This window comes from Aeromonas sp. MaB10011B (assembly GCF_017939325.1).
In the GTDB taxonomy this organism is placed as follows: Bacteria; Pseudomonadota; Gammaproteobacteria; order Enterobacterales; family Aeromonadaceae; genus Aeromonas; species Aeromonas caviae.
Genome location: NZ_JAGKRK010000068.1, coordinates 1 through 4,255, shown reverse-complemented (window position 1 = coordinate 4,255; position 4,255 = coordinate 1). Strand labels below are relative to the sequence as shown.

Below are 4,255 nucleotides of genomic sequence, written 5' to 3'. Positions count from 1 at the left end.
TTTGCCCGGACGTTGCGCCCCGGCTGGCTGGTCGTGCCCGCTGCTGATTTTGACATGCTGGCAACCTTCAAATCCTCAATGACGATCATCGCGTGGTTTTTGCTGATAGTCGTTGTGACCTTGTGAAGGTAATCGCGGCGGGTATTAGCGATATGTGAATGCAGCCGCTGGATCTTGGCTTTTTGTTTCTTCCAGTTGCTGCTGAACTTTACCTTTTTGCTCAACTGGCGTTGGAGCCTTGCCAGCTTGGTCTGATTGGTTTTGAAGCTGTTGACGGGCTCAAACACCGTGCCATCTGACAGGGTTGCGAGCTTGGCGATCCCCGCATCCAGCCCGACCATTGAGCCGGAGGGGTGAATTGGCTCAAGCGTCTCCTGCTCGACCTGAAAGGAGATATACCAGTGCCCGGCTGCTTGGCTGACGGTCGCGTTTTTAATTTTCCCTTCAACTGGCTGGGACTGACGGAACTTGACCCACGCCAGCCCGGCAGGCAGCTTCACGCGACCCTTTTCAAGGCGGCAATACTTGTCGAAGTTGACGAACCGGATAGCGTCGCAGTTGTCGCTTTTTTTCTTGAATACGGGTGCCTTGGCGGCGAGTTTCTTATCAAAGCAGCGCATCCACGCGCCATGCAAATCCTTGAGCTTCTGCTGGAGGTTGTCGGTATATGCCTCGGCCAGAAAGGCCATTTCTGGGTCTTTCTTCCAACTGGTGAGCATCCTGTTCAGCTCAAAGGCAGAAGGCAGTTTTTCGCCAGCATCCAGAATGCGTTTGGTTTCTGCCAGCCCGTGATTCCAGACATAACGAGCACAACCGCCCAACTGGCGCAGGCGTTGCGCTTGTTGTTCGGTCGGTTCGAGTCGGAATTTGTAGGCTTTCAGAATTTGCATTTAGCGCTCAGTGTGTAGCATTATTGCCATATCTATTAAGCCCGATTGAGTGACAGAATGCAATTCACTAAAATTAATAAATCACGCCATGCGGCCTACGTTTTGCACGTACACTTGGTGTTTATCACCAAGTATCGAAAGCCGATACTGGGGGATCTGCATCACGCTTCCTTCGGTCAGTGTGCGGCAGAGGTTTGCAGAGATTTTGGTGCGGAACTGAAAGAGTGTGACGGAGAGGCTGATCATGTTCACATGCTGATAGAGTACGCGCCAACGGTACAGCTATCGGTACTGGTGAACTCGTTAAAGGCGGTCACATCAAGGCGACTGCGTAATGAATTTCTGGACTTGAGAGGTGCTTACAGCAAACCCGTACTCTGGTCACGCTCTTACTTTGCGGGCTCTTGCGGCGGAGCACCGTTGGAGGTGATCAAGCAATACATTCAAAACCAGCGGGGCTGACGCCCCGGCGAAATTCCCCTCCCACCTACGTCGGAGGGAGTCCCCTTTCGTATTTAAGATGGAGATCCAGAGGATGGTCAATCGCGACCCATTCTGCCCACAAACCAATTGATAATAGTTTTCATTTAATCAAGAATGGGCGCCATCATCAGCCAGGAGTATGCCCATGTCTCAACCCGCCCCGGCCAATCGCCCCCGCCTGCTCACCGTCAAGCATGTTCAGGATGTGAGCCCGCATCTGCGCCGAATCTGCCTGACCAGCCCCGAGCTTGTGGACTACCCCTTCAGCTGTGGCGGTGCTCATGTCAAGATCATGCTGCCCCGACCGGATCAGCGCGAGATAGTGTTGCCCACCCCCACCGACAAGGGGCCTCGCTGGCTCGATCCCGCCCAGAAACCCGTCATTCGCACATTCACCATACGCGCGTTTCGCCGGGAGGCGCTGGAGCTCGACATCGACTTCGCCCTGCACGGCGAGGCCGGCCCCGCCAGTCGTTTCGCCCTGCACGCCAAACCGGGGGACAGGCTCGCCATCTCGGGCCCGGGCGGTCCCGACCCCATGCTGCAAACGGCCGAGCACTATTACATGGCGGGGGATCTCACCGCCCTGCCCGCCATCAGCGCCATGGTGGAAGTGATGCCAGCCCATGCCCGCGGCCATATCGCCCTGCTGGTCCCCCATCAGGACGACGTGCAGGATCTGTCGCTGCCGGCCGGCGTCGACCTGCGCTGGTTCGTGGGCAATCCGGAGCAGGCCGCGACCCTGGTGGCGCATTTCACCGCCCAGCCTATGGTCGCCGAGGGGAGCTATTTCTGGTTTGGCGGGGAAGAGAGCCTGGTCGTGCCGCTGCGCCGCCACGTCAGACGCGCCCTGGATGCCGAGCGCCAGCGGGTCTACGCAGTCCCCTACTGGCGCAGTGGCAAGGATGAAGACGCCTACCATCAGGACAGGCACGCCGTGATGGACAGCTGATCCCCTCTTTATCTTGTGACTGGCGGGCTTCTTCCCTCGGGGAAGCGGCCTGCTTTTGCTGCGGTTCCCCCGCCATCGTTCTTTCTCCCCCCATCTTCGCCTGGCGATTTCATTGCACTTGCATTTGAGACAAACACTAAGATAATGACAATCATTCTCAACAACTGCGATGAGCCGTGAATCTGTCTGCTCCCAACAGGATGCCGCATACGGGTTCCCCATCGCACACATGCACAGCAAGGTAACTCCAGATGGCAGTTTTGAATTCGGTCATGCGCGCCTTCGCCATAGAGGCGCTACCCACCCCTGCCGAGCTGCTGGTGCAGCACCCCTGTCCGGCCGACATGACCCGGCACATCGACAACCAGCGCCATCAGGCACGCCGGATCCTGGCAGGTGAAGACGATCGCCTGCTGGTCGTGATTGGCCCCTGCTCCATCCATGATCCCGTCGCGGCCCTGGACTATGCCGGACGGCTGGCACGACTCGCCACCGCCTATGAAGACAGCCTTCAGATAGTCATGCGCGCCTATTTTGAAAAGCCGCGCACCACGGTGGGCTGGAAGGGGCTGGTCTTCGATCCGCACCTGGACGGCAGCAACGACATCAATCGGGGATTGCATCTGGCACGCCAGGTGCTGCTCGACATCAATGGGCTGGGGCTCGCCACCGCCACCGAATTCCTCGACACCACCAGCTTTCTCTATCTCGCCGATCTCGTCAGCTGGGGCGCCATCGGGGCACGCACCACGGAGTCTCAGGTCCACCGGCAATTGGCCTCCGCACTGCCCTGCCCCGTGGGATTCAAGAACGGTACGGACGGCAATATCCGGGTCGCCATCGATGCCATCCAGGCCAGTACCGCCTCCCATCTCTTCACCGCCCCCGGCAGCCAGGGCGGCATGGTAGTGATCAAGAGCGAAGGCAATCCCGATGGCCATATCATTCTGCGTGGCGGCACCCTGCCCAACTACTACCAGAGCGATGTGGCGGAGGCAGCAGACCGCCTCATCCGTCAGGGACTCCCCCCTCGCCTGATGGTAGATTGCAGCCATGGCAACAGCCAGAAGCTGCACACGAACCAGCTGAAGGTCGCCAAAGAGCTCTGTCGCCAGCTGAGCGAAGGGAGCCAAGCCATCGCCGCCGTCATGGTCGAGAGCTTCTTGCTGGGAGGAAACCAGAAACCGGCTCCTCTGGGTGAGCTGCAATACGGCCTGTCAGTGACCGATGCCTGCCTCTGCTGGGAAGAGAGTGAACACCTGCTTGCCATGCTGGCAGAGGCGGTCCAGGCCCGTCGCCGCACCCGGAGAAAATACACACACGCCGTTCAGTCTGAACTCGGACAACCCGTCATCTAGCATTCGGTTTATTTGTTTGCCACCAATCGGTGTCTGCCTCATCCGCACATTGTCCGGCATCGTGCGGATATATCGCAGAAGAGCGGTGTCAAACAGACCATAAATAGAGGGGATAAATTAATAGGCGGTGGGCGTCATGCATCAGCATGAAAAAGAGACGGGCCGCTCAGGCGTACAGATGAGGATCCACCGCCGCTATTTCATTCTGTCACAGCAGGTATCCATGATCGTTTCTCACAAGGGACGAAGATACACGGGCTGTATGAGTCCTCAGTGCGTATAAGTGGCGAGGTGGCGTGGAAGATGATGCGCCACCTTTATTGGGCACATGATGGTCATGGCTATTCCAGACGAGGCTCTCCAATTAACCAGAGTAACCTGCGCAATTGGGTTTTACTGCGACATCATCTGAACCCTGAAAATAATAAGGTTCTTCGCGGGATCCTGGGAAAGTGGAAGTTGACAGACAGGGTGCTGGTAAACTGGTTGTCGCCAAACACACCACCACCATCACCCTGCTGTCGCCGTGCATCATATTGATATTGCCTCCTTCTGGCCAGGTTATACCGTCA

General features: G+C 57.5%; 5 protein-coding genes. 3 read left to right on the top strand and 2 right to left on the bottom strand.

The window, feature by feature from the left end:
- Nucleotides 1-890 (bottom strand): RNA-guided endonuclease TnpB family protein (locus J9893_RS14030; RefSeq protein ID WP_210539127.1); only part of this gene is annotated, 890 nt, incomplete at its 3' end.
- A gap of 57 nt (nucleotides 891-947) precedes the next feature.
- On the opposite strand from J9893_RS14030, the gene tnpA reads away from it, so the two are divergent.
- The 3 genes from tnpA to J9893_RS14015 all read left to right on the top strand — a co-directional run bounded on the left by tnpA (nucleotide 948) and on the right by J9893_RS14015 (nucleotide 3,683).
- Nucleotides 948-1,352 (top strand): IS200/IS605-like element ISAs26 family transposase, encoded by a 405-nt coding sequence (tnpA, locus tag J9893_RS14025; protein WP_010674034.1) that lies wholly within the window; start codon nucleotides 948-950, stop codon nucleotides 1,350-1,352.
- 166 nt (nucleotides 1,353-1,518) lie between these two features.
- The gene (locus J9893_RS14020; protein ID WP_109422417.1) at nucleotides 1,519-2,325 is read left to right on the top strand and encodes a siderophore-interacting protein; all 807 of its coding nucleotides are present in this window, start codon (nucleotides 1,519-1,521) and stop codon (nucleotides 2,323-2,325) included.
- A gap of 251 nt (nucleotides 2,326-2,576) precedes the next feature.
- A complete protein-coding gene (locus J9893_RS14015; protein WP_113978187.1) occupies nucleotides 2,577-3,683 on the top strand; it encodes a 3-deoxy-7-phosphoheptulonate synthase in 1,107 nt (368 codons plus the stop codon).
- Nucleotides 3,684-4,047: 364 nt separating this feature from the next.
- On the opposite strand, the gene J9893_RS14010 is transcribed toward J9893_RS14015, so the two are convergent.
- The coding region (locus tag J9893_RS14010; RefSeq protein ID WP_210600942.1) for a hypothetical protein at nucleotides 4,048-4,255 on the bottom strand (208 nt) is incomplete at its 5' end.

Excerpts from the sequence above, each read along its gene's own strand:
- tnpA (WP_010674034.1), top strand. The coding sequence starts at position 948 with ATGCAATTCACTAAAATTAATAAATCACGCCATGCGGCCTACGTTTTG.
- J9893_RS14020 (WP_109422417.1), top strand. The coding sequence starts at position 1,519 with ATGTCTCAACCCGCCCCGGCCAATCGCCCCCGCCTGCTCACCGTCAAG.
- J9893_RS14015 (WP_113978187.1), top strand. The coding sequence starts at position 2,577 with ATGGCAGTTTTGAATTCGGTCATGCGCGCCTTCGCCATAGAGGCGCTA.